This is a genomic window from Anaerolineales bacterium (assembly GCA_037382465.1).
Classification (GTDB): domain Bacteria; phylum Chloroflexota; class Anaerolineae; order Anaerolineales; family E44-bin32; genus WVZH01.
The window spans coordinates 1-23,413 of record JARRPX010000036.1 but is presented as its reverse complement, the minus strand read 5'-3'; the positions used below and the strand labels follow the sequence as shown (position 1 = coordinate 23,413).

Annotated in this window: 25 protein-coding genes; 21 read left to right on the top strand and 4 right to left on the bottom strand. The window is 52.6% G+C overall.

Annotation, left to right across the window (positions count from 1 at the left end; translation table 11 throughout):
- Positions 1 to 14 precede the first annotated feature (14 nt).
- The 14 genes from P8Z34_10360 (at position 15) to P8Z34_10295 (ending at position 13,421) form a co-directional block, all read left to right on the top strand.
- Positions 15 to 230, top strand: a complete 216-nt coding sequence (locus P8Z34_10360; GenBank protein MEJ2551075.1) for a hypothetical protein — start codon at positions 15 to 17, stop codon at positions 228 to 230.
- Positions 206 to 1,096 carry a glycosyl hydrolase 53 family protein gene (locus P8Z34_10355; protein ID MEJ2551074.1) on the top strand — a complete coding sequence of 297 codons (891 nt, stop codon included), beginning with the start codon at positions 206 to 208 and terminating at the stop codon, positions 1,094 to 1,096. The genes P8Z34_10360 and P8Z34_10355 overlap by 25 nt, the downstream gene beginning before the upstream one ends.
- A 266-nt stretch (positions 1,097 to 1,362) precedes the next feature.
- A complete protein-coding gene (locus P8Z34_10350; GenBank protein ID MEJ2551073.1) occupies positions 1,363 to 2,442 on the top strand; it encodes a glycosyltransferase 87 family protein in 1,080 nt (359 codons plus the stop codon).
- A gap of 193 nt (positions 2,443 to 2,635) precedes the next feature.
- Positions 2,636 to 4,012, top strand: a complete 1,377-nt coding sequence (locus P8Z34_10345) for an alpha-glucosidase/alpha-galactosidase (protein ID MEJ2551072.1) — start codon at positions 2,636 to 2,638, stop codon at positions 4,010 to 4,012.
- Between the two features lie 225 nt (positions 4,013 to 4,237).
- Positions 4,238 to 4,720, top strand: coding sequence for a hypothetical protein (locus P8Z34_10340; GenBank protein ID MEJ2551071.1), 483 nt, complete (start codon positions 4,238 to 4,240; stop codon positions 4,718 to 4,720).
- Positions 4,721 to 4,912: 192 nt separating this feature from the next.
- Positions 4,913 to 5,875, top strand: coding sequence for a two-component regulator propeller domain-containing protein (locus P8Z34_10335; GenBank protein MEJ2551070.1), 963 nt, complete (start codon positions 4,913 to 4,915; stop codon positions 5,873 to 5,875).
- Between the two features lie 80 nt (positions 5,876 to 5,955).
- Positions 5,956 to 6,300 (top strand): DUF3795 domain-containing protein, encoded by a 345-nt coding sequence (locus tag P8Z34_10330; GenBank protein MEJ2551069.1) that lies wholly within the window; start codon positions 5,956 to 5,958, stop codon positions 6,298 to 6,300.
- A 29-nt stretch (positions 6,301 to 6,329) separates the two neighbouring features.
- Positions 6,330 to 7,091, top strand: coding sequence for a site-2 protease family protein (locus tag P8Z34_10325; protein MEJ2551068.1), 762 nt, complete (start codon positions 6,330 to 6,332; stop codon positions 7,089 to 7,091).
- Positions 7,092 to 7,380: 289 nt separating this feature from the next.
- The gene (locus P8Z34_10320; protein ID MEJ2551067.1) at positions 7,381 to 7,806 is read left to right on the top strand and encodes a methyltransferase; all 426 of its coding nucleotides are present in this window, start codon (positions 7,381 to 7,383) and stop codon (positions 7,804 to 7,806) included.
- A 213-nt stretch (positions 7,807 to 8,019) separates the two neighbouring features.
- A complete protein-coding gene (locus tag P8Z34_10315; protein ID MEJ2551066.1) occupies positions 8,020 to 10,656 on the top strand; it encodes a PEP/pyruvate-binding domain-containing protein in 2,637 nt (878 codons plus the stop codon).
- A gap of 94 nt (positions 10,657 to 10,750) precedes the next feature.
- Positions 10,751 to 11,221, top strand: coding sequence for a hypothetical protein (locus tag P8Z34_10310; protein ID MEJ2551065.1), 471 nt, complete (start codon positions 10,751 to 10,753; stop codon positions 11,219 to 11,221).
- 9 nt (positions 11,222 to 11,230) lie between these two features.
- Positions 11,231 to 11,908 (top strand): hypothetical protein, encoded by a 678-nt coding sequence (locus P8Z34_10305; GenBank protein ID MEJ2551064.1) that lies wholly within the window; start codon positions 11,231 to 11,233, stop codon positions 11,906 to 11,908.
- 167 nt (positions 11,909 to 12,075) lie between these two features.
- A complete protein-coding gene (locus P8Z34_10300; GenBank protein MEJ2551063.1) occupies positions 12,076 to 12,966 on the top strand; it encodes an aminoglycoside 6-adenylyltransferase in 891 nt (296 codons plus the stop codon).
- Positions 12,967 to 12,980: 14 nt separating this feature from the next.
- Complete coding sequence (locus tag P8Z34_10295) at positions 12,981 to 13,421, top strand: hypothetical protein (protein MEJ2551062.1); 441 nt, start codon at positions 12,981 to 12,983, stop codon at positions 13,419 to 13,421.
- Positions 13,422 to 13,473: 52 nt separating this feature from the next.
- Here the strand turns inward: P8Z34_10295 and P8Z34_10290 are convergent, their stop codons facing one another.
- Together P8Z34_10290 and P8Z34_10285 are read right to left on the bottom strand one after the other, a co-directional pair.
- Positions 13,474 to 13,689 (bottom strand): hypothetical protein, encoded by a 216-nt coding sequence (locus tag P8Z34_10290; protein MEJ2551061.1) that lies wholly within the window; start codon positions 13,687 to 13,689, stop codon positions 13,474 to 13,476.
- A gap of 310 nt (positions 13,690 to 13,999) precedes the next feature.
- A complete protein-coding gene (locus P8Z34_10285) occupies positions 14,000 to 14,332 on the bottom strand; it encodes a hypothetical protein (GenBank protein MEJ2551060.1) in 333 nt (110 codons plus the stop codon).
- Positions 14,333 to 14,495: 163 nt separating this feature from the next.
- On the opposite strand from P8Z34_10285, the gene P8Z34_10280 reads away from it, so the two are divergent.
- Both P8Z34_10280 and P8Z34_10275 read left to right on the top strand, forming a co-directional pair.
- Positions 14,496 to 15,854, top strand: coding sequence for a hypothetical protein (locus P8Z34_10280; GenBank protein MEJ2551059.1), 1,359 nt, complete (start codon positions 14,496 to 14,498; stop codon positions 15,852 to 15,854).
- 355 nt (positions 15,855 to 16,209) lie between these two features.
- Positions 16,210 to 16,635, top strand: a complete 426-nt coding sequence (locus tag P8Z34_10275; GenBank protein ID MEJ2551058.1) for a GNAT family N-acetyltransferase — start codon at positions 16,210 to 16,212, stop codon at positions 16,633 to 16,635.
- A 34-nt stretch (positions 16,636 to 16,669) separates the two neighbouring features.
- Here the strand turns inward: P8Z34_10275 and P8Z34_10270 are convergent, their stop codons facing one another.
- Positions 16,670 to 17,584, bottom strand: coding sequence for an AraC family transcriptional regulator (locus tag P8Z34_10270; protein MEJ2551057.1), 915 nt, complete (start codon positions 17,582 to 17,584; stop codon positions 16,670 to 16,672).
- Positions 17,585 to 17,656: 72 nt separating this feature from the next.
- On the bottom strand, positions 17,657 to 18,574 hold the full coding sequence (locus P8Z34_10265) for a YCF48-related protein (protein ID MEJ2551056.1): 918 nt from the start codon (positions 18,572 to 18,574) through the stop codon (positions 17,657 to 17,659).
- A gap of 288 nt (positions 18,575 to 18,862) precedes the next feature.
- Between P8Z34_10265 and P8Z34_10260 the strand changes: the two genes are divergently transcribed.
- The 5 genes from P8Z34_10260 to P8Z34_10240 all read left to right on the top strand — a co-directional run bounded on the left by P8Z34_10260 (position 18,863) and on the right by P8Z34_10240 (position 23,381).
- A complete protein-coding gene (locus tag P8Z34_10260) occupies positions 18,863 to 19,327 on the top strand; it encodes a GNAT family N-acetyltransferase (protein ID MEJ2551055.1) in 465 nt (154 codons plus the stop codon).
- Between the two features lie 653 nt (positions 19,328 to 19,980).
- On the top strand, positions 19,981 to 20,448 hold the full coding sequence (locus P8Z34_10255; GenBank protein MEJ2551054.1) for a hypothetical protein: 468 nt from the start codon (positions 19,981 to 19,983) through the stop codon (positions 20,446 to 20,448).
- Positions 20,449 to 20,591: 143 nt separating this feature from the next.
- On the top strand, positions 20,592 to 21,293 hold the full coding sequence (locus tag P8Z34_10250; GenBank protein ID MEJ2551053.1) for an SDR family NAD(P)-dependent oxidoreductase: 702 nt from the start codon (positions 20,592 to 20,594) through the stop codon (positions 21,291 to 21,293).
- Positions 21,294 to 21,461: 168 nt separating this feature from the next.
- Complete coding sequence (gene heR / locus P8Z34_10245; protein MEJ2551052.1) at positions 21,462 to 22,259, top strand: heliorhodopsin HeR; 798 nt, start codon at positions 21,462 to 21,464, stop codon at positions 22,257 to 22,259.
- A 159-nt stretch (positions 22,260 to 22,418) separates the two neighbouring features.
- Positions 22,419 to 23,381 (top strand): oxidoreductase, encoded by a 963-nt coding sequence (locus tag P8Z34_10240; GenBank protein MEJ2551051.1) that lies wholly within the window; start codon positions 22,419 to 22,421, stop codon positions 23,379 to 23,381.
- Positions 23,382 to 23,413: the final 32 nt, after the last annotated feature.

Here is a 23,413-nt window from a genome sequence, read left to right as displayed (position 1 = left end):
AGGAGGAATCGATCATGAAAAAACGCATTGTCGTGTTGCTGCTCATAAGCGTGATAAGTGACGCGCCGTCAGCATGTGTTCCAGAGCAGACTCCTGCACCGACGCTCACCCCAACTGCGACCAGAGAGCCGGTCCCCACGATTGCGACTCCGGCGGAGTCTGATTTCCACGTCAATCCCGTCGAAGGGCTTAGCAAGATTTCATCATGGGCGCCGACGTGTCCATGCTGAAACAAATCGAGGACAACGGTGGGAAATACTACGTCAATGGGGAGGAAGCAGACGCCCTGGAGATCCTCAAGGCGCACGGTGTGAATTGGATACGCCTGCGTATCTGGAACGATCCCACGGATGAAAATGGGCAACCCCTGGGCGGTGGGAACAATGATCTTGGGACGACCGTGGCGATCGCCACGCGCGCCAAAGCTCTTGGGCTAAAATTCCTTCTCGATTTTCATTACAGTGACTGGTGGGCCGATCCCGGCAGTCAAGACATGCCCAGGGTGAAGGCGCTTTTCTCTGACGATTCGATCCGGGATGTGCCCGTAATGTGGGACACTGTCCCGGTTAACTGGCTCGAGGAGCCAGGTGTTTACACCTTGGATGGCACAGTCGAGGGGCAGGAACTGCTGGCAGCTGCCAGTGTTACGACGGGTGGTGAAAAGAATTACCTAACGAATGCCGGTTTCGAATCGGGCGGCTTCGGCCCTTGGGTCGTGAACGGAGACGTTGGGGGGGTCGATATCAGCAACGAACGCCAGAACCTGCACGAAGGGAAATGCGCCATGCACTACTGGGCGAACGATGCCTTTGAATTCACGGTATCGCAGACCGTCACGGGCTTGGAGAACGGGACATACTTTCTGAGCGCGTGGATTCAAGGCGGAGGTGGTGAGGACGTCCTGCAGCTATATGCAAACTGCGGTGGAGAGACGCAGACTTTGGACATTGCGACAAATGGGTGGTTGAATTGGAAGACGCCGACCATCGAGAATATCAACGTCAGTGATGGAACCTGCACGGTAGGGTTGAAAGTTGTCGCTTCCAGCGGACAGTGGGCCTTTTTCGACGAGAGTTCTTTGAACTTCGTTGAGTGAATTTCAAATCGAGAACAGTCGACATCGGTCAACTTGACACCATGGGTGAGGTCATAGTAGATTGCCTATGGTGTCGTTTGATTCAAGCATCTCGACTGCAGTAACAATGTGTGCGCGTATTTAATAGACTGTAAAATTACGGCAGACTGTTTGCAGGGTACGTATGTTTCCCGAGATCAAACGGCTGCTTGCATGATCAAAATTGCGCTGAAGCATTCCTACTCGAATAAGGCAATGCAAGCGTGTATGGCAGCGTGGATGGAAGCATGAATAAATCAATTTCAAGTTGGTTGTTGGCCGGCGTGTTGTTGATAATTACGGCCATCGTTTTCGTGCATCTATTTAACCGTTTGCCCATTGAAGAATTCGGATTTGGACTCGATTGGAAAGGCTTGTGGTTTGGTCTCAAAGGTGGTCTGCCTCGATATGGAAGCGGTTTGAGAAATCCCCCCTGGAGTATCGTTCCGGTATTACCTTTGGGATTACTTTCATATCGATCCAGTTGGGGGATCCTGATATTGATGACGCTCGTTGCTGAAATCGTTAGTGTCCCTCGGAAAATTCAGAAAACACTGCGAATCCTAGTGACTGTCTTATTGGTGATCTCCTATCCATCGATACGCACCATGGCAGATGGGAACTTCGAGGTTTTAACAATCGCGGGCGTCCTCACGCTGCTATATGCGCTCCGCAAGCAAAATGCGTGGCTGTTATCCATCGGCATTCTCGTTGCATCAGTAAAGCCCCAAACCACGTGGCTTCTGTTCGTCGCGCTTCCTTTCTACCTCATTGATAAATGGCCACGGAAGAAAATCATCCAAGCGAGTATCGTCACATTTATCATTGTGGCGATATTCTTGTTGGCTTATGGAGTGGATTGGTTCGCTTCGATGATCGGAAACGAACAACGCGGAAGCATTATGGATATCAGCCTTTTGGCGGCTTTGACCCGTTTACAACTATCGCCCATTGTCATTGGTTGTATCTGGGGTGTGATTTTCGGTCTTTCCCTCTACATTATCTATTCCTCACGTCATTCGATCGATCGCACCAAGGCGGGATTCTTAATGTCGGCATCGCTTCTTCTCTCTCCATACGCCGCAGGGAACAGCATGCTTTCGCTTTTTACAGTCGGTGTGATCCCGCTGTACATTGGGGATAGGATGTCGGCAGGGGCATTGTCCATTGCATTCAATCTGCCTTACCTGTTTATCCATGAAAATCCCATCTGGTTCTCATATGGGGCATATTACACAACACTCGTCCTATTAATGTCATGGATCGTTTTTTCCTGGAAGGTCAGGGCGCATAGCCGAGACACCCTCGTCAAATCCCGGCAGACTTAATCCGATTATCCTGTGGGACTCGAGCGATTGCTCGATGCGCTTAAATCATGTTCAGTGCTGTAGAGAAAATCTCGAGATCGAACGGTGATATGGCTGATGCGTGCGGAGGATTTTCGCTGCTGCTTGAATGGGATTTAGAAATCGAAGTCGAGTAAAATGTTGGTCTGGGGTGAGAATAAAAGAGGCATAGCAAATGTGCAAAATCACTTTCATTGGGGCGGGAAGCACGGTATTCACCAAGCGCTTGCTGGTGGATATCCTCCAGTTTTCTGAATTGTCAGATTCTACGATCGTCTTGCACGATATCGATCCGAATCGCCTGCATACCTCGAAGATCGTTGCCCAGAAAGTCGCCCGGGCCGTGGATGCCCGGCCGTCCATCGAAATCACCACCGATCGCCGTGATGCGCTGGATGGCGCCGACTATGTCGTTTGTATGATTCAAGTGGGAGGTTATAAGCCTGCCACGCTGATCGATTTCGAGGTGCCTAAGAGATTCGGACTGCGGCAGACGATCGGCGACACACTGGGAATCGGCGGTATCTTCCGAGGATTACGCACCATCCCTGTGCTGCTGGAGATCTGCGCCGATATGGAAGAATTATGCCCCCAGGCTACATTCCTGAACTACGTCAACCCCATGGCGATGAACTGCTGGGCGATTTTTCGAACAAGCAAGATCAAAACGATCGGGTTGTGTCACAGTGTCTACCACACGGCCGCGCAGTTGGCAGACGACACCGGCGTGTCGATAGATGAAATCGAATATCTCTGCGCCGGCATCAACCACATGGCTTTCTACCTGCAGTTTGGGCGCAAGACCCCGCAGGGAATCGAAGATCTATACCCCCGGATTCATCAAGTGGTGGACGAAAGTCGTGTCCCGGATTGGAATCGCGTACGCTACGAGGTGTTCGAGCGTCTGGGCTACTTCGTAACCGAGTCGAGCGAGCATTTCGCCGAATACGTGCCCTGGTTCATCAAACGCGATCGTCCCGATTTGATCGAACGCTTCAACATTCCGCTGGATGAATACCTGCGGCGCTGTGAAGAACAAATCATGATGTGGGACGCAATGGGTGCGATTCTGGAAGATCCCCAAGTCGGCCTTGATAGTCCGGCATCCGAACTGCCGCAGATCGAAGGAATGCCGCAAGAATACGTCGACGAGATATTCTCACTGGCATCCAGCGGGGAATACGCGCCACTGATCATTCATAGTATGGAAGCGGGCGTTCCTCGTGTGGTATACGGAAACTTGCGCAACCGTGGCTTGATCGAGAACCTGCCGGATGATTGTGTCGTGGAAGTACCTTGCTCGGTGGACAGCAACGGCATTCACCCCTCACGGATCGGAGCGCTGCCCCCGCAGCTGGCGGCGTTGATGCAGACCAACATCAACGTACAAGCGCTTACGGTAGAAGCTGCGCTGACCCGCAAGCGGGAGCACATCTACCACGCCGCCATGCTCGATCCGCACACCGCGGCGGAGTTGGATCCGGATCAGATCCAGCTCCTCGTGGACGAACTCATCGAGGCGCATGGGGCTTGGCTGCCGAAATATCACTGAATCAATGCGTATTTGGACGGAGTGGACAAAGTGATTTTTCCTCGCATGGGCTGGCGTTCTCCCCATAAGGATTGATCTGTTCTCAACGATCTCCGCTATTGCGTCCACCATTATGCGTTCTCCTTTGTGCCATGACGCTGCACGAAGACTCGCCGGATTGCAGCGCCTGCCGCTGAATTCACTTAAAATCGTTCGAGGCAGGTAACAACGGGAAGGGAATTCGTCATGAACCGTAAATTCGTGTTGTGGACCGTGACCGGCTGCGGCATTTTGTGCCTGGGGACCATATTGTTTGTGATTCTCATGGGGGGTTCGCTTCTCAAGTGGGTGGCGCAGGACCCGGAGAACATCGAAATCGACGTGATTGTCCCCGCTTCGGTTTCTTTGGACGAAGAATTAATCCTCCTGGTGGAGATCACCAATTTGGCCGAGGAAGATCAAACATTGGATAGCATCGATATCGATCTCAGTTACCTGGACGGCTTCAGCGTGGATGGAACCGAACCCGAATATGCCGACATGATGGAAGCCAGCAATGCATTTTCGACGTATGATTTTCAAACCCCCATTCCTGCCGGCGGCCAACTGGAAATACGTTATTACATGACGGCGATACTCGTTGGTGAACGTTCCGGTGAAATCCAGGTGTGTGTCAATTGGTTCGCGAATTGCGCCAACCGATCTATCCGCACGATCGTCGAAGAATGAGGGGGGATCCGATATACGTCGCGGGAACCTTCTCATAGTAACTTATCGTCTCTGGGTAATAGATCGGTATGCGCGTAGAGAAATTCCGCGCGGGACGAGAGCAGCTCGATGAAATCCTTTTCGAGATGGCAATTATCCTTCTTGTGCTTGGGTTTATCGCTATGTCTGAGCGGCTGCGTTTCGATTGGCAAGGTGGCACGGGACCTGGGCCGATTCACGGCAACTCCTGTTTCCTCGTGGTCGTCCTACACCACTGCGGATGGTTTGGCCGAGCGGCACGTTTCGTCCATCGCCATCGATGAAACCGGCACCGTTTGGCTGGGTACATGGGATGGTCTCTCGCGGCTGGAAGGAGAAAACTGGATCACCTACACCATTGAGGACGGTCTTGCGGGCAACAAAATCAGCTCGCTCGCCATCGGCCCGTACGGCGCACTTTGGGTCGGAACGGACGGAGATGGCGTTTCGAGTTACGATGCGCAGACTCAGACCTGGATGACATATACATCCGCAGACGGTTTGGCGGGCACTCGTGTTTGGGACATCGCCCTGGGTCCTGAAAATGAATTGTGGTTCGCTGCACTCGATGGAGGCATCTCTCGCTATCACCCGAAGGAGGGACGCTTTATAACGTACACCAATAAAGACGGATTACCCGGCAATTCAGTTTGGTCTCTGGCAGTCGCCCCAGACGGCACACTGTGGGCCGGGATGAACGGGAGCGGCCTCGTCCATTTCGACGGCGCGGATTGGGTGGCCTACACGGCAGAGTCCACGCAGGGTGGTTTGAGCAGCGACCTCGTCTATGCACTGGTCGTAACGCCAGAAAATGTCGTCTGGGCAGGTACATGGAACGGTGGAATCTCGAGTTTCGACGGCGAGCGGTGGACATATTACCCCGGTTTCCGGGGCGCCGGCGATTACCGTACGCAGCCGAACTCGAATAATATCTATTCCGCCGCGCTCGAGCCGAATGGCGCGGTGTGGTTCGGTGGGATTTATGGAGTGTCCCGTTTCGATGGCCAAGGCTGGCGCACGTATCACACCAACGATGGCTTAATCGAAATGCACGGCTATTCCCTGGGGATTGCGAAAGACGGCACGATCTGGGTTGGCACAGAAAATGGTGTATCGCGTTCGGGAATTGCGGAGTAAAATCTATCGACAGAGGCATCACCACAGAGGGTAACTCGGGTATGATTGGCCTTAAATCGACGCGTAGAGAGGAAACGATCATGAGTGAAATGCTTGCGTACTGTGGACTGAACTGTCTGCAATGCGGAGCGTTGATTGCCGCCAGGACGAACGACGATTCGAAGCGTGCGGAAGTCGCAGCTTTATGGTCAGAGGAATTCGGCACTGACCTTCAAGCCGGTGATATAAATTGCGACGGATGTGCTTCGGAAGGTGGGCTGCTCTTCCAACATTGCAGTGTCTGTGAAATTCGGAAGTGCGGGTTGGATAAGGGCCTGCCGAACTGCGGACACTGTGATGAATACCCCTGCACGAAGTTGACCGAATTCTTCGCAGTGGCACCTGATGCGAAAATTGCGTTGGATGGAATCCGGGCCGGGTTGTAACGGCTTGAAAACAAAGCCCTGAAGTAGAGATGAACCTTTTTCAGCCACCACCACTGACTCGATACGACCTCCGTTTTCGATTTGCGGGGGTTCCCGTTCGCGTCCACCCGCTTTTCTGGTTGATGGCGCTCCTGTTTGGGGCTTCCGCGGGCAGTCTGGTAAATTTACTGGTTTGGATCGTCGTTCTCTTCATCTCGATCCTCGGTCATGAACTGGGACACGCCTTTGCGATGAGAATGTACGGTATAGATTCACGCATCGTACTTCATCTCGCGGGAGGACTGACCATACCCGAATCCGTGAAGTGGGGCAGCAGAAGGGCGAGTGTATCGTTAGGCTCCACGCAATCCATGATCGTTTCGTTTGCCGGCCCCTTTGCCGGTTTCCTTCTGGCGGGACTTGTCATACTGGCTGTGGTAGCCTCTGGCGGGAGTGTATTCATCTCCAAGTTATTTGGCGTGATTCCCCTGCCGATGGCGCAACTGCCAGTGAGCAGTTACGTTGCGAATTTGGTAGTGATGACGTTCCTTTGGATCAATGTCTTCTGGGGGTTGATTAATCTCATGCCGGTCTACCCCCTCGATGGCGGCGACATTGCCCGAGAAGCGCTCGTCCGCATGGATCCTCGGCGTGGCTTGCGTACGTCTCTCCTGGTTTCGGCGGTCGCCGGATTGATCATCGCCTTGCTCGGATTGACCCTGTTCCACAGTATGTACATCACTTTTCTGTTTGGGATTCTGGCAATCGAGAGTTATCAAGCGTACCAGGCGCATTTCGGGAACATGTACTAGGAAACGCGTAGTCGATTCGGTTTTCGTCTCTCGATATTTTTCGGCATGCAGTACATCGAAGCTGTGAATCCACATATCCAAATCCGTTCACGAACATGCGAATGGGCAAGGTGAAGATTCGAAAAGCCCAGCCTGAAAGGAAGATCGATGACGTTTCTCCCTGAATTCCAGCCAGGGTTATTACACGGTTGGCTTGCCCTCCTTCCCTATTTCGTGGGTTTTTTTATTTTTGGTACGTGTTTTCTCAAAGGATGCCAGGGATCGGCTTTTCGAAGACCCGAAATACAGCATGTCGATCGGCGTCAAGCTCCTGCGTATGCTGGGGCAGATTGGGTTGATAAGCTGCATGGTAATGATGGTCTTTACACCGCTGCGCTTCGGCACGCCCGGATTTGTGATCGGTCTGTTGGTCTATGCTGCGGGCTACGTCATGGTCATGAGTTCGCTGAATACCTTCCGGACCGCGTCGGCCGGCCGATCGGTTGTCTCGGGATTCTATCGTTGGTCTCGAAATCCGCAGTGGGTGGGATTGGCGATGGTCCTGTTTGGGCCGGCGTTGATGACCGGTGTGTTGCTGTATATGGGGATCATTATCTCCGTGGCCGTAATCTATCACCTGCAAATCGTAGGGGAGGAGAAGCTCTGCTTAAAGCATTACGGGGACAGCTACCAGGCATACGTGGCGAACGTCCCGCGATATTTACTATTCTTCTGAGGATCCTCTCTGGCCGGCCTTCTCTCTCATCGTCGAGAGCCTGGATCGCGATAAGATTTCCGACGCAGTGCAGCTGAAAACCGATCGTTGTTGTGGATCGGCGGAGTTCTGCATCGTTTTGATGATGCTAGAATCGGTGCCATTGGGATAGAGATCGGCCAAGATTCTTTTATAATGAAGGTGACGACCGGAATCACGTCGACGGGAATTGGGATGGATAAACAAGAAATCCGCAGCGGAATCGAGGCTCTCGACAACGTCCTCCAAGGATTCCGACTTGGCGATAACGTCGTCTGGCAGGTCGACGATCTGGAAGACTATCGCCACTTTGTCTTACCCTTCGTGCAGGCTGCTGCCGAGGAAGGATGGCCGGTCGTTTATTTACGTTTCGCTTCTCACGCTCCGGTGTTGCTTCCTTCGGCCAACGTGGAAATTGTCAAATTCAACCCTGCAGCAGGGTTTGATACTTTCACTCGTGAAGTGCATCAATTTATCGAATCGCGAGGACCGAAGATGTTTTACATCTTCGACAATCTCTCGTCGTTGGTCGATAAATGGGTGACGGACGAATCCCTGGCCAATTTCTTCCAGGTAACCTGTCCATACCTGTTCGAATTGCACACCGTGACGTATTTTGCACTCACTTCCGGGCACCATGCGCACGGTACGGTGGCCCGCATTCGCGACACGACTCAAGTCTTGCTCAATGTTTACCACGTCAAGGGTCAGATGTACGTGCATCCCATCAAAGTGTGGAATCGCTACTCCCCACAGATGTTCTTGCCACACGTCGCAGAGGGCGAGCACTGGATACCGTTGGCAAACAGCGGGGAGGCCGCAGAAGTGCTGGGATCGGCGCGTCAATCCCCATTACGCAGCTCGACACAGCCGTTGGATCCGTGGGAAAGCGTCTATCAGAAATTGGCGCGTTATCGCGCTTCGCCCTCCGGGCTTGACGAAACTGATGAAGAACAACTGGCGCTGAAGAGAGAATTTATCCGCATGCTGATCGGACGGCATCCGATATTCTCAAGACTTGCCGAGCGGTATTTTTCATTGGACGACCTGTTTGCTGTGCGCGATCGTCTCATTGGCGCCGGTCGGATCGGAGGTAAGGCAGCCGGGATGCTGCTGGCTCGGCGCATCTTGGCCTCGGGTGATGAGCCCGGAGATATGGAGTTAATCGAACGTCTGGAGGATCATGACTCGTTCTATATCGGTTCCGATGTCTTCTTTTCTTTCCTGGTAAACAACGATCTCTTTCGATTAAGGCTGCAATTGACGCGCAATTCGTCGCTCTCGACCGAAGAATTCAAGGAAGTAGAGCAGCGCTTCCTGGCGGGAACTTTTTCGGGGACGATCCGGGAGCAGTTCCGTCTCATACTCGACTACTATGGACAGGCGCCGGTTATCGTGCGTTCGAGCAGCTTGCTGGAAGACAGCTTTGGAAACGCGTTTGCGGGTAAATACCGCAGCATCTTCTGTGCCAATCAAGGCGATCCAAAATCCCGTCTCGAAGATTTCATGCAGGCGATCAAAACGGTCTATGCAAGTGCGCTCAATCCGGATGCGCTTTCCTACCGCCGCCGGCGTGGCTTGGGTGAAAATGACGAACAGATGGCGATACTCGTGCAGCGCGTTTCCGGAATTCCCTATCGGCATTTTTATTTTCCGGCTCTTGCCGGGGTGGCATTTTCCCGTAATTTGTATGTCTGGAACGACCGCATCGATCCCAAGCAGGGACTGATCCGTCTCGTCTTTGGTTTGGGAACGCGAGCCGTGGAGCGTGTGGGCGCAGACTATCCACGCATGATCGCCATCAGTGACCCGCATTTACGCCCGGAAGTCGGCGTCAGGGTGGCGAAATATTCGCAGCACGAGATCGATCTGCTGGATTTGGAGCAGAAGCGTTTTACCAGCCGCACGTTGCCCGACGTGCTCTCGAACGGGCGCTATCCCAATCTGGAGCTGTTCGTCTCGGTGATGCAGGACGGTTATCCCTTCGATCCGATTTCAACGAGCGTGAAGGGCGAGCCGGAACAGCTCGTATTGACATTTAACAATTTGCTCCATAAGACGGATTTCGTAACGATGATGGGCAAAATCCTGAGGAAGTTGGAAGATGCCTATGGCCAACCTGTAGACCTTGAATTCACGGCAGGCGTCGATGAGGATGAGCGGGTAAGCATCAATTTGCTCCAATGCCGGCCCTTGTTGCTGCCGGGTTCGACCATCGATGTTTCGATTCCGAAGTACCTGGAACCAGAGCGAGTTCTCTTCCGATCGCAACGCATGATCGGGGGCGGCAGCTTGCCACCCATTCGATATATTCTGTACATCGATCCCCAAGAATACAACCATCTGGCTTCGATCGAAGAAAAACGCAACCTGGGGCGGTTGGTCGGGCAGATCAACCGTCTGCCGGAGGTCGAGCAAGGTAAGATTATCATGATGGGCCCGGGGCGTTGGGGCAGCGGCAACATCGATCTGGGCGTCAACATCGGGTATGCGGACATCGATAATGCTTCGGTGTTGGTAGAAATGGCGTTGGAGGAAGCGGGGCACGTGCCGGAAGTATCTTACGGTACGCATTTCTTTCAAGACCTCGTCGAGGCTCAAATTATTTATATGCCCGTGTATCCGGATGACGAAGCGACGCAATTTCAAACCGAGTTCTTCACGACTGCCCCGAACGCACTCTTGAAATTGATACCAAAAGCTAGCAAGCACGAGAAAATCGTGCGGTTGATCGATGTCCCCGAAGCTGCGGATGGCAGCTACGTTCGGGTAGTTGCCGATTCGGAGCGGAACCGTGCGGTCTGCTATTTGACCGATATCCATTCCAGGTGAAGTTATAAATCTAGCGCCGGAACCATCGGTCTCTCTTTATTTTATTCCTTCCGGCTGGGAATGGCGGATTGAGAACGTCTCAAGGAGTTACGACATGCCGCAACTCGTTAAGGGTGGCAAACATGCCTATGGCTGGTGCCGGGTTTGGGAAAAGGGCCGCATTCTGCTTCCTCCTGAAGCGACAGATGAGTATGGATTTACCGACCCGATGAAATTATTCATGCTGCCGGGCAGCAAGAAGTCAGGGGGCTTCAGTGTGGGTTCTTCGGATTCAATCTCGCATAGCCCAGTAGCTGCTGCGATAAAAACCTTTCCGGAACTCGCCAAATTCCAGCTACCGCAAGGGGCGACCGTCGAATACCAGGGAAGGCGATTTTGCTGGATTGAGCTGCGTGATGGGATCATTCAAGTCCCACCAGAAACACTTCAACATTACGGTGTCCAGAATGGTGATGATCTGCTGGTCATCCGGGGGAGCAATCTGGCGGTTGGTTTTGCCGTTCGAGGGCCGATTGTCGAGAGTAGTGCTTATAGTTCAAGAGGAATAATTACGGATAGGTGGTGAGGAGGAACGATGTCGGTGCCAAATGAAAATGATGAAGCAGAATTGGGCTATCGTTTTGTAGCCGGACGGAATCCACAGTCAATCGGCTATCGCCGGTTGGAGATCAACATTCTCTGTGCGCCTTCGGAAAGGCACTTCGATCCGAAAATTACTCAAATCCCGATCTTCACCTTGAAAGACAGCGTTCGTCCCCATAAAATCGATCAACTCGAAATCTACCATCCCTGGGTGTATCGTGACACGTACCAGGTTGCGCCTGGTTTGGTGACCCTTGCGGACCGCAAGGGCAAGAAAGTGGAAGCCTATACATTCGGGGGGAAGCTGACGATCGATTCGGATGAAAACTGCACGACGTGCGTGCTTCAATCGGATGCCCCGATTATAGAGATCAACCACGCCAATCCGGCAATCATGAAGTTCATCGACGAAGTGGAAATCATCCTTGCTGAGCAGCGGGCCAACCGGGCTGCAGATCTAGAAGATTTCGAAGCGCGGCTGGAAAAAGTGCCCGTTTCTAAACTCTATGTGGCTTGTCTCATGGAGTTGAAGAAAAAAATAGGTGGCGCACAAGCTGGCGGAGATTTCGTCGATCGAAAACTCGCGGACATCATCGATGAGGAAAGGCAATTTATGAGGAAGGAAGGAAGCTGGCCTGAAAAACCTCCCTCATTTTCGGAGATGCTTTAGCGACGAACTGTCCGGTTGAGTGCGGCCTGAATCCAAATACCTGGTGTTCGTCAACTTCCCTGCGGGCTCGAACCGCCGATCCATCGATGATGCCGATGGGGGATTGAACATCGGAGCGAACCTGTCCATTTTCCGTTAAGTTGCAAGTTGCGGGAGTGCGTGAAGCCATGCGCCGCGACAAAGAAATGCTGGATTTGATTCTCACCATCGCTCGAGGTGACGAGCGCATACGGGCGGTGATCATGAATGGTTCGCGCGCAAATCCCGAGGTGCCTCGGGATTTCTTCCAGGATTTCGATATCGTCTATGTTGTCAAGGAGATGGAATCGTTCAAACAGAGTCCGAACTGGATCGAGCGCTTTGGCAAACTCATGATCCTGCAATTGCCCGACGAAATGGGCGATCATCCGGGCAGCTCTGGCCGTTATGCGTATCTCATGCAGTTCGCGGATGGGAATCGAATCGATCTCACGCTCTATCCCCTGGAGCGAATCGATCAACTTCCGCGGGACAGCTTGAGTGTGCTTCTGCTCGATAAAGATGGAATCGTGGAACCCTTTCCGCCCTCGAATGATGGCGATTATCTGGCCGAGCCGCCTACGCCAAAATCCTTTGCCGATTGCTGCAACGAATTTTGGTGGATTTGTCCATACGTCGCCAAAGGGTTGTGGCGCGAAGATATAATCTATGCCAAAGGATCGTTCGAGCAATACCTTCGACCGGAGTTGATGAAAATGCTGATCTGGCATGCCGGAATCGAGGCTCATTATTCATTCAACCCGGGAAAGTTCGGGCGAAACTTGAAGCAGCATCTCGATCCCACGCTGTGGGATTTGCTGCTGACAACCTATTCGAATGCCGGCATCGAAAACACGTGGCATGCACTCGATGCCGCATGCCGCCTCTTTCGCACGGCGGCTCGTCCGGTTGCCGGGCACTTCGGTTATACATATCCTCAGCAAGATGATGAAAATGTCACGGCTCATCTGCAGCACGTACGCAGCTTGCCGAGGGATGCGCAGGAGATGTATACCGGAAAACGAAATTCAGGAAGTTGATTTGGAGGAATTGAATGCCTGATTTTGCTACGTTTTACATCGCCGATCCTTCATTGCTCGGCTCGAAGGTCTTCGATGAGATCGAAATCATCCAAAATTATGAAGGGTTAACTCGGGAGGGAAACGCGACCGGGGTCATCTTCGACATTGGCGCAGCGCACGTGCGCATGAATTTCATGCCGCCCGGGGAAATTCAGGAGCACCTTGCGGGATTGAGCGGGTATATTCAAAGCGTGTGCGAGGATCAGGATCGATTGGTATATACTTTGGACCGGGTGCGCCCGGTTCGTTTTGTTGCCGGCTGTGTCATTGAGCCCGGTTTCGATGATGGTGGCATTGTTCAGACGTTCTTGTTGGAGCTCAATCAACGTTTGAATTCGATGCTGTTCCTCTGGGATAGTTTGGTAGACTTTACCGGCCAACCGTTGGTTGGTCCGTTGGCAGAGGCAAGATAGATCTCATATTAGAAAAACCACGAGAACGGTTCGCTCCTGACTCGAGGAACTGCTAGGCGTTCTGCTCGGGCTCTCTAGGGACGACATAAATGAGGTACAAGCCCACGAGAGAAAAGATCATGCACAATATGGGAATGGTTATCGGCAAGCCAAACCATCCTGTGACGAGATCAATGACGGAAGCTAAGATGCCGGTGATCCCCATAACGAGCAGCATTTTGCCCGTAAGATGAAAGCGGATGGGGACAAATCCAGGGCTCTGGCTCAAGGTATTTCTCCTTATCTATGACTACGGTGTGGCAGAAAGTCCACGCGTATGGAAGATCCATTTCAAATCGATCGAGTCTGCCCGGTTCAATTATATCAACGCTGTACATAAGACAATAAGCATGTACATGAAAACCGTCGTCGATCTGCCGAATAGACAAGTCGAAGCGGAGGATGGAGACGTATGCTTCACCCAGAAAATCAGTAATTTCGAATGCGGAACATTTCCGATTCCCGGGAGTATAAGGGGTATCGTTTATAATGGCCTGTTGCGGCTTCTTCCATCGTATCTTGAAAGGCAGTTCTGCGCCTCAAACCGGGAGGTTTTTTTCATGGACACGTTCATCCTGAACATCATTCATCGACCAAAACTTGTACCGGAATATATCGATACGAGTGCATAGAAAGGTAAAACGAAGGAAGCCAGCAAAGACGAAGTTGTGAGCGAATCGATCGACATCTTTCGTCTGCAGCAAGAGATCGCCCATCGCAACGATCTGAAAACAACAATTCAAATGACGTACTCCAGCCTCTTCAATGAGGAGTGCATCGAACTCGTAAAAAATCATCATGAGGAGTACGGGGATGAAATCGGCCACACGTTTTTGGGTTTGAACTGCAAGGAGTTTCGTGAGAAATTCCATTCCAAGGAATTGGCCATCTGGCTGTTTCCCATGGACCTGAAGCAGGAGATCGTGGTCGATTCTTTCGAGCGATTTAAAGATGTCTTTGGATTTTACCCGACCTCCACGGGCTCGTACTTCATGGATGCGGAATTGATCCGCTTCATCAAAGAGAAATTATCCGATGGTGAAAGTGGCCATCGCCACTTGCTTCGAGGAGGGTCCGAAAATCTTTCGGCACACCAACTCCTCCTGGTACACGCTGATGGACGTATCCCCCTGGACGGCTTGGATCCCATCGAAGCGGAACACGCACGCCATTGCGGACAGCGAAGAGGACGATATTGGAATCGTTGCGCTGCCTCACCTATCCCGGGATTTACTCGCCGTCATGGACAACGCCGGTGATATGTTCGGCACCCACCCGCAGAACATCATTCGCGGGCTGATTTACGAAGACGATCGATTGCCTGATATGTACAACCTGATCGACCAATACCGGGTGATGAAGCACTATAACAAAGGATTTGGCTACAATCTCGTCTACGTCGGACCGGGGTGGATGGGCAAAACGGGACGTTGGGAGGCGAGCTATCGAATCCTGAAGAAGAGTTACGAGGATTTTCTCGCCTATTACGGAAAATTGAAGCGGGAGAACGAAGTCGAGGACATGACCATGACGGAGTTCGCCGACTGGTTCCATGAAAATCAACCCCGCAGTGGGCCGTATTGTGGTCTCTGGAAAGACGTTCTCTGGGGTACGAGGAATCAAGCCCTCTGGTACGTCGATTCGAAATTTCGCGTGCAGGTTGATTTGAAGCAGGGCGGAGCGATCACGGATCTACGACCGTACGCCTCCAAACTTCAACGGCCGGTCGGCGTGGGAACGGAAGCCAATCAAGATGCTTCCTACCCCTTCATCATCCAGTCTCGGTATCGCGCCGGCGCATTCACTCACTACGCAGGCGAAGGTGCGATTAACAGCTGCAAAGTGCGCTACGGTACAGAAGAAGTCGATTTCAGCGCCTGCCGCACGACCGGTGGTTACCGCGAGGAGCAGGGCCGTCGCATTCTGGACATCCAGCCGGTCGAGGTCGAATTCCATGACCTGACGATCAAACTGGTCGACAGCTACACCTTCATCGAAAACAGCGGAGAAATACTCATCAAACGCACCATTGTCGAGTCGACCGACCCTGAGGCGGAAGTGGAAATCGATGAATACGTCACTTCCTGCTGGGGAACGACTGAGTATCCGGAGGATTTGAGCGGAAGTCTGCTTTCCGTGACGGGAAACGACGGCAAACGGGCGGAATTGAGATACGAATTTCGCTGCCGGAATCGGCGCATGGAAGACGTGAAAAGCGTCGATGCCGTCATCCCGCAGGTCCAGACCAGTATCAGCCTCATCCCGGCAAAAAGTGGTTATCACGGATACTTCGAGGAGGGCTACTCCTTCGCCCCGAACATCAAGATCGGCGTTTCGCGAGCCGTAAGTTTGAATCAGGGGTTTGAAACATGTCTCAAGGTCGACAAGGTGTAATCAATTATCGCTGCCCGAATTGCCTCTTCCGCGACATCGATTTCGATCTGCTCTACGATAAAGATCTCGATCAGTTTTACTGCCGCAGGTGCAATTGGGAGGGAAGCGAGCCGGGAATTTTGTATATGATGGCCGTGTACAAGCGCAAATAAAAAGATATGCTCAAGCGCTATACGGTTGAGGACATCATTGCCAAGGATGAATGAACCCGCCCGCCTGCCTGAGGCGTTTCAAATCAAGGAATGTACAGCGAGCGACGTTGTTGGTTTACCCGGACAATCGACCCGTCGGAAGGGTTATCTGCTGCAGAAGATGACCAGATACATCAATTTTGAGCGTGTAGGATATCGTCAAGATGATCAACTATCGACAGCAAGCTCCAACCGTAGCAGAATACAATCACTTGCGTGACCATGTCGGCTGGGGCGCCTACGCCGATGCAGGCGCCGTCGTGCATGGCTTCAAGCATTCCTTGTTCCACGTTACTGTTCGGGATGGGGACGAGCTGATTGGTATGGGACGCGTGATTGGTGATGGGGCAATCACATTTTACATCCAGGATGTGATCGTCCGCGAGGATTACCGCGGGCAGGGCATCGGTAAGTCGATCATGGAGCGCCTGATGGATTACATTGCACGTACGGCGACGGAAAATGCTATCGTGGGATTGTTTGCGGCGAAAGGAAAAGAGCCGTTTTACGAACGATTCGGTTTCATCGGCAGACCGAATGAGACGCTTGGAAAGGGCATGATCCATTTTTGGCCGGGGAAAAGCAGCTGATCGCTTCGTATTCCGCCGCTGGCGGAAATCCACATCAATGCAACATCCAACTGAATTTCTCGCGGTATTCACTCGGTGAGTGGCCCATGTGCTTCTGAAAGGTCCGGCTGAAGTGAGTGCGGTCGGAATATCCCACCCGGTAGAGGATTTCGCTGATGGGCAGCTCGGTATCTCGAAGCAGAATGGCGGCCAGCTGGATGCGCAGCTGGATCAGGTAGGCGATGAGGGACATGCCCGTGGCGTCGCGGAATTTTTCGTTCAACGTCGTGCGGTTGGTGTTGAACATTTCTGTCATCTCGTTGATCGTGATCTTGCGTTGATAGTTGGAATGGAGGTGGAGAATGACTTCGGTGATGTCGGCGTCGTTCGTCGCTAGCGTGTCGGTTTCGTTTTCTTGGACGCCGGAAAAGATCCGCGCGGCGAGATAGAGCACCTCCAGAAAATAGGACCGGCTTCGGCAGGGCCAGTTGTCATCCCGTTGAAGCGCAAGTTCCTCCGCCAGGGCTTTGAACAGGGAAGCAAGACGCTGTGCAGACGCAGGACCAATACGCAGCACCCCATGGTATTCCGCCGTACGCTCTATAAACGGGCGAAGATAGTAAAGATCTTGAAAATCCGTTGCGGTGGTAAGCTTCTGACCCTGTCCGCGTACAATCTCAAATGTGAATGCACCATTGATCACCGAGGGATGGAAATAGACGGAACGTGCCTTTAAATTCAGGTGCTGCTCGATCTCCGGCCGCTCGTTTTCGTTCAAGCAAAAAAGTGTGGGTGCAAGGAAGGCAACTTGTTGTCCAGATAGATTGAGGACACCGGTTCCGTTTTCCATCAGGACCACTCTAAAACGGGTACCGGTGTTGTACGCCGCTTCGAACAACTCGAGTGGATGATGATAAAGTGGGAGCTGATAACCGGGATAGAACTCGTTTCCTGTGGTGGCCAGTTCCATAATACAAATAGCTCCTGATTCTTCAGGAGCTATTTTAAGATGTTCGCACGCAGGAGGAAAGAGGAGGCTGGTTCATCTATTCCTGCGCAACACCACAACCAAATTGTCGTTGATCGTCAGTGTTGCGCCATCTGCTGAGAGATAAAAGGTCGGATTCGAAGTCTCGAGTTCGACCGGCAGGTCTTCCTGCTCCCAGGCTGCGCCCCCATTCGATGTGTGCAATGCCACCACGCCTTTACCGCCCACTTTCGTGACGATGAGCCCGTTTTGGGCGTCGAAAAAGCGCATCGAGGGCAATGCGAGCAGGCTGATTTGATCCTCACCCAATCCCAGGTCGAGGGAGATCCACGTTGCGCCGCCGTCATGTGTGGCATACAAAATTCCGGGATGCACGAGGATAAATCCGTTGACTTTACTCAGCATTTCGATGGCGAGGATCGTTATTCCTGCTTCCGGAAGGGGAACATCTTCCCAAGTCTGGCCGCCATCGGAGGTCGCCCATAGTTGTTTCTCGGAAGCCGCCCAGCCAGTCTGCTCATCGAGGAAGCGGATCGATTTACTGATCCCTTGATCCGACAGATCGGAGGCGCGTTGCCAATTCCGTCCGCCATCCGTGGATACACCGACTTGACCGCGGTTGCCGATGTGCCAGGCGATGCTTTCGTCGACGATGTCCAACCCAAAACGGCACCAGGAATTGTTATTTGCTTTTTCCCAGGTACTGCCGCCATCCTGGGTGGTGGCAACGGCTCCACCGTAGCCTACTGTGATCCCATACTCTTCGTCGTTAAAACCAACGAAGTATATGTTTGACTCTACCTTGAATTTGTGCACGATTTCCCAGGCGGCAGGAACTTCGGTAGGAGTCTGTGTGGGGATAGGTGCGGCTTTACCAGGCGGTGTTTCTGTTTTCGCGAACATGTTGCATCCGGATAGGATCCCCGAGGCGAGGAAAATCAGGACCACTAGCGGGGTGAGTGATTTCATCATGATGTTTAATCTCCTGGAAACGATATTTGCATCCATTAAATAATGACCCAGAAGGATTGAGAATAGAGAGTCGTCAAGAATAGTAGGCGAATCTTCAGAATCCAGCACAAGAATCGCCAAATCCCGCGCTCCGATGCTTCTGTCTCGAAGGCTTGAGTCTCTGGCCGGACGAATCTGTCGTCCAGGATGTCACGCTGGTATAATCGTGCGGATCTTGGATGAGTGGCTGACTCTACCTGCAAGTACGTACCACATTGATTTGGTCTCGAAGCCGGGAAGCATGACTCGATGGAAATAACACAGGCATTACGCGCTGATGCGGAAGATATCTTGGCCGTACAAAAGCTGGCGTTCCGAATGGAAGCGGAGCGCTATCACGACTACGATATCCCACCGCTGCGGCAAACCATCGACGATCTTCGAACGCAGTTCAACACGCATGTGATTTTGAAGGCGACCATCGATGGCGAGGTCGTCGGAACGGTTCGAGCATACGAAAAGGATGGCATCTGCCACATTGGCCGGCTGGCGGTGCGGCCTGAGTACCAAAATCGCGGCATCGGCGCGGCGTTGATGTTGGAAATCGAAAAGCGCTTTACCCCCAAACGGTTCGAGCTTTTCGTAGGCGCATGTAGCGATAACAACATCCATTTGTATACCAAATTGGGTTACTCCACTTTTGATTCGGGCGGTGATTGCTGTGGTAGCGTCGAAACTGTGTTCATGGAAAAGCGGGCCAAAGAAAATTCCTAACGAACGTCCCTCGATTAGTTCCTGTTCAACTTGAGTTCGACATTACCAGGGCTCAAGGTTTCCCGGACGTGTAGCAGATGCAGGCAAAATTTTGGATTGCACTCGTTGCCTCGTTCGCAGCATCCTTCGTAACGCCTTTGTCGACACGTATTCAGCAAGTGATTTACCATATCCGATCAAGCCGACGATGATGCGCTTCGTTGGTCAGGATGTGACCAACTTTCCCTCGTTGCCCTCCGCGAGGAATCAACTGACGACCACACTGTATTCAGCCCGGTCTTCCTGCGCTCCCTGCATATCACGAGACTGCATGATGTCAACTCTTCTTATTTCAAGTTGGTTCGATAGCTGATTTGCTCGAACCGAACGCCTCGAAAGCCTCCGTTTCTAGCGGATCGATACACATCCTGGCCGCTACGGATGATCATCCAGGAGCGGATATAATCGGATGATATCCGCGGTTTATTTTGTTTTGGGAAGGTAAAACAAACATGACTGTTCGATCTCTAAAAATTATCTCTTGCGTCTGGGCGATCGTCTTATCCGCCTGCAGTAATGCTGCGCCGACGAAAGCATTGCCGACGCCCCAAATTTTTTCGACCTTCGAGCCAACGGAGGCGATTTTACCTACCGAGGATGTTGAATCCCCAAACGTGTCATTCGACGCTGTTACCTACAGGGATGATTCTGCCGGTTTTATGCTGGATTACCCCGCTGCATGGACCGCCGATGCACCTCAGGCAGGTGGGGACCGTGGTTACTTCGCGCAGATCACCTCGTGGCCGCGCAATCCGGGTGAACTGCCGGAATTTGTCCCTGAGGGTGGGACGATCTTGAGTATTACCGTGCTCTTGTGGGATCCGAAGAACGATTTAGACGCTTTCATCACCACTCGCAAAGAGGGTTGGGCAGCGTCGGGCTACGAGATCATCGATGAGCAGGAATCGAATTTGGCGGGGAATTGGCGGGCGTTTCGTTATGAGATTCAGACGCCGGTAGAGACAACCCTGTTCCTGTTTACCACGATCGGAGATCGCTATCTGGTTCTTAGTGGAAGTGGTGATCTCGATCTCTTGAGCGAGATTGTAGGCACTCTTCGACCGATCGACCAGACGCCCTGATCTATGCCGTCTCTTTTCGTATTTGCGAAATTGGTGTGTATGTGCTTCGTCTGATAGACGGCCATTGATTTTCCGGCTGTTTCAAACTGAGTTAACAATTGAGGAGCAGAACTGAAATCCAGCTACTTTGTAAGAGGATGAAAATGAGATTACTGGAGAATAAATGGGCGCTTGTTACAGGTTCCAGCCGGGGTATCGGGCAGCAAATCGCCTTGGGATTGGCGCAGCGGAAGTGCAACATCATCGTACACGGCCGAGAAGACGGCAATACCGCGGAAACCCTCGAACGATTGGCTGCGTTTGACGTCCAGACTTTTTCGGTCGCAGCAGATTTGGCGATACCACAGCAGATCGAAGAACTCGTCCGTCAAGTGCAGGCTGGCCCAGGCGCGGTCGACATCTTGTATAACAACGCTGCCATCCAGAACGATTGGGACTCCATCTGGGAGATCGACCTGGAGGAGTGGCGCCGGATTTTCGAGATCAATCTGTTTGCAATGGTACGTTTGTGCAACGCCTTTGCCCCGGAGATGAAACGCCGCGGTTTCGGGCGCATCATCAATCTGACGTCGGGCATTCGCGACATTCCCCAGCTGGCGCCTTACAGCGTCTCCAAAGCCGCGGTAGACAAATACAGCCAGGATCTGGCCGCAGAGCTGCGCGGCACGAACGTCCTGGTGAACTTTGTCGATCCGGGTTGGTTGAAAACGGACATGGGCGGGCCGGATGCGGAGAACGAGGTGTCGAGTGTACTGCCGGGGGCTTTGGTGCCGGCGTTGCTGGAGGATCACGGTCCGAGCGGTCAATTCTACGCCGCGCAGGATTATCGGGTTTTGGAAGGTTAATTGCGGACGAATGGGGAACGGATTCTGGCAGAAATCCCTATAAATATGATCCAAATATACAAGGAATTTGTTACAATTTTTATTAAGTTGCTCATTCTGTAGGAGCTGTAGCGCCATCGCTGCGCCAGTCTGTAAGATATCCGATTTCAAACCAGGGAGGGATAACTGATGTCTGTAGACGCTGCTCGACCTTCTGTCGACTCGGAAGGTAAATTCTCAGGATTGAGGCGTTTCAACCTCATAATGGGATTTCTCCACTTGATCCAGGGTATTTTCATGATCCTGGTCAGCAATGACACCACGTATCCGATCTATACAAATTTCCTGCGCTTCGATACCCAGACGCGATCTCTAACCCCGGACCCGAAGCTGCTTTACGGACTGCGCTTCGGACCCGCCGTGGCTGTTTTTCTGCTCATCTCGGCGGTCGCCCACTTCTACCTTTCGACGATCGGCTATGGCCGTTACGTTGAAAATTTGAAGAAAGGTATGAATCCGGTGCGCTTCTACGAATATGCCCTCAGTTCGTCCCTCATGATCGTCCTGATCGGCATGCTCACCGGGCTGTGGGACCTGGGCGCGTTAATTCTGATCTTTGGGATCAACGCCATGATGAATCTCTTCGGCATCATGATGGAGCTACACAATCAGACGACACAGCGGACGGATTGGACGGCTTTCATCTACGGCTGCATCGCCGGCATCTTCCCCTGGATCGTGATCTTCATCTATTTCGTGGGCGCAGTCAACTCGGGTGATGCCAAGCCGCCGGCTTTCGTGTATGCCATCATTCCCACGCTGTTCGTCTTTTTCAACATCTTTGCCATTAACATGGTGCTTCAGTATCGTAAGGTGGGGCGCTGGATGGATTACCTTTTCGGCGAGCGGGTTTACATCATCTTGAGTCTGACGGCGAAATCCGTATTGGCCTGGTTGATCTGGGCGGGAACGCTCGCGCCTGTATAAACGCTGCCGAACCTGCTGCATCCCATGGTAGTATCTTTCACAGGTAAACGGATGTTTTAGGGAGCTGCGGCTAGTTGTACCGCAATCGAGTCCCAAACGATTATCGATCGTGGGAAGCACGATCTCGGATCATTACGGATCGTGCATCGAGAGGTTTCCGTGTCATCGAAATGGAGGTCAGTAGATATCCCAGATTTACCGGGTATGGCCGCTATCGTGACGGGGGCGAACAGTGGGATCGGTTTTGAAGTGGCTAAATCCTTGGCTTCGAAGGAAGCCAACGTGATCCTCGCTTGCCGCAACGGAGAAAAAGGCCAAAGGGCTGTCGATGAGATCCGCGGTGCGAATCCGTCTGCCAAAGTGAAACTGATGCTGCTCGATCTCTCAGATCTGGCTTCGATCCGAGATTTTGCCGGTGAATATAGGGCACGCTGTGACCGCCTGGACATTCTCATCAACAACGCCGGCATCATGATGACCCCCTTCGGGAGAACCACGGACGGCTTTGAACTCCAATTCGGCACGAATCATCTGGGGCCCTTCGCGCTGACCGGCCGGTTGTTGGATCGCATTCTTCAGACGCCAGGCGCACGTGTCGTCGCTGTCAGCAGCAACGGACATCACGTGGGCCGGATCGATTTTGATAACCTGAATGCGGAGCGAGACTACAACCGCATTGCGGCTTATACCCAAAGCAAGCTGGCGAATCTGCTGTTTATCTACGAATTGCAGAGACGTTTCACGACCAACGGCGTCGATGCCCTTGCTGTTGCCGCTCACCCGGGCTGGACGGCTACGAATTTGCAGGCTCACACATGGTATTTCCGAGTTTTAAACCCCTTGCTCGGCCAGAAACCGGCGATGGGTGCGCTGCCGATTCTCTATGCCGCAACGGCACCGGACGTGAAAGGTGGGGGGTATTATGGCCCCGGCGGTTGGCGCGAGTGGCGCGGCTACCCGAAAGAAGTGAAATCGAGTGAACGCTCTCACGCAGCGGATGTGGCTGCCGAACTCTGGGAAATGTCGGAGCGATTGACCGAGCGAAGAAGAGGCCCGCCAGATCATCCTGGATCATCTCAGCACGTACGGGTTCGACGTCGCGACGCTGGAATGAATCGATAGAGGAATCACGAAGCTGGGCGCTGCGGTTTTCG